This window comes from Robbsia andropogonis, from assembly GCF_000970345.1.
In the GTDB taxonomy this organism is placed as follows: domain Bacteria; phylum Pseudomonadota; class Gammaproteobacteria; order Burkholderiales; family Burkholderiaceae; genus Robbsia; species Robbsia andropogonis.
Genome location: NZ_LAQU01000167.1, coordinates 1 through 1,643, shown reverse-complemented (window position 1 = coordinate 1,643; position 1,643 = coordinate 1). Strand labels below are relative to the sequence as shown.

Below are 1,643 nucleotides of genomic sequence, written 5' to 3'. Positions count from 1 at the left end.
GCTCGTCCATCGGGTCCATGTTGTTGATCACCTTTTCAACAATACGCAAACCCGTATCGGTGGCTGGCAATCCGGCAAACGCCTCGTCGATCACGCCGGTAAACGCCATTCCGTCGCCCGCATCGTTCGGATCATAGTCATTCAGTGCGTGGCGGAAGGTATCAGCGGATAGCCATGCATCGCGATCAGGAACACGCTGCTTCTGCAACTGCTCGCATTTGTCAGTCACTTGATCAAACCACTTACTAAAGCTGTTCGGCCACCTGCCCCCTTTGAGGCTCGCCTGGTATTTCTTCCAAGCCTTATCCCCCGCAGCCTGCTTTTCTTCTGGGGTGAGCTGCCCGGCCTTGTCGATCTGCTCTTGTGTGCCAGGCATCATGAGTCCCATTCCTTCATAGCCGCCCAGAGCACTACTCATGAGGGACTGGCGCCAGGCACTTTCACTCAAGGCTGCACCACTGCGAACGGCTGCTTCAGCCGAATCGATGGATTGAGCCGCGTCAACCCGCATTGTCTGCGCACTGGTATAGCGCATCAGCGCACCCGCTGGGTCGTTGTGGAATCCCGCGAGCTCGTGGGCGATGCCTACCCCATCCCAAAGCGCTAGGAGCATCGGCTTGTGCGGGGTACCGCCCTCATTCTTGCCGATCTCTTCCATGAGTTTGACCAGGTCCTTGCTGGCTGAACCGGACGGAGAGGTTTGACGAATATACAATGGATAACGCGTTGCTTCCTGCGCCCACAGGCTATCGTCGGTAGCGCGGCCATCGGCATCCGTCGTGATCGGCTTAGCAGGAGGCGCTAGCAGGTCGGATTTCAAACCCGGTTGGTACTCGACGATCTGGTCGATGCTGGCCTGAGTGGCAGCCGTCGCATGCCCAGCCTCACCTTTTCTCATGCCGAACATACCACTGCCCGTCTGAATCCACGTCGACGGCATGATCACCTGCATGCGATCGCTACGCAACTGTGCGTTGGACGCGTACTTCTCGAAAACGTTTTTGTTCCACGGATACTCTGAAAACGCGATGAACACCTTTGTTGCCTTTTCAGGTTTCTCGATGGCAATCACCTCCATAGGAACTACGCTACCGCGCTTCCCGCAGGCAGCATGCGCTTTGCGCTCCGAAGGCACAGGCGTTTTGTGGTTCCAGAGCCGCCCGTCTTCCGTTACTCGGTAGGCTTCCCAGTAGTTGCTGCCTCTCGCACCTTTTTCGTAGAAAAGATAAAGCCAGCCTTCACGCAAGGTTCGCAAGCTGTAGTGATGTGCGCTCAGCGGAACATCCATCACACCGAGCCCGATGATGTCCGCAGGCATGGCACTCGATATCGTTTGCGGCACGACCGTGTACCGAACTGGCAAAATCGCAAGTCCGGATTTATCACAATTTGGGCAATTTTCGGTAGAGGTTGAAGCAGCGTTTTCCATGATCTTATCGTGATGTTCAGGTACGACCACCCGCGTTATTCGAGGTTCTCAGGCGCTCATGCCAAACCCCTTCACAAATTTCCTCGATTTCTTCCGGCGTGAGTTGTTCGATTTGTTCAGCATAAAACTCATCGTCTGCTTTACGACCAAGAATCTGTAAAACCTTGGGATGCAGATCAAACTCTGGGTGCCATGCTAGTGCGTGACTAACAAA

Annotated in this window: 1 protein-coding gene and 1 pseudogene; both read right to left on the bottom strand. The window is 55.0% G+C overall.

Going from position 1 to position 1,643, the window contains the following annotated elements:
- Window positions 1-1,429, bottom strand: a 1,429-nt coding sequence (locus WM40_RS26810; RefSeq protein ID WP_330218184.1) for a T6SS effector BTH_I2691 family protein, incomplete at its 3' end; no start/stop codon positions are given.
- Window positions 1,430-1,445: 16 nt separating this feature from the next.
- A pseudogene (locus WM40_RS26805) lies at window positions 1,446-1,643 on the bottom strand (DUF4123 domain-containing protein); the annotation flags it as partial.